The organism is Zoogloea sp. LCSB751, assembly GCF_002028455.1.
In the GTDB taxonomy this organism is placed as follows: domain Bacteria; phylum Pseudomonadota; class Gammaproteobacteria; order Burkholderiales; family Rhodocyclaceae; genus Zoogloea.
Window position 1 is genome coordinate 1 of record NZ_MWUM01000489.1, and the last position, 246, is coordinate 246.

At 53.7% G+C, this 246-nt stretch carries 1 pseudogene; it reads right to left on the reverse strand.

The annotated features are described in order from the left end of the window. Window positions 1-246 (reverse strand): annotated as a pseudogene (locus B4920_RS27425) (endonuclease); the annotation flags it as partial.

The window sequence follows — 246 nt, forward strand, 5'->3', positions numbered from 1 at the left end:
CTCTGATGAGTTTTCTCTGTACTGGTCGATGTCTTCGGGCTTAACACCCGCAGCCTTGTCAGCCAACAGCTTCTTGTAGTCCACCCTACCTGCCGCTTTGTACCTTGTCACCATCACGCCACAGTAGTCGGCATGGAAGTATTGCCCCATGAGGGCCTTCATGGTGTCGAGGTGAGGTTTCTGCCTCTCTTGCAACTCGGCCAAGCGCTGTTTCAGCTCCTGAGCCTCTGCATCATAAAGACGGTA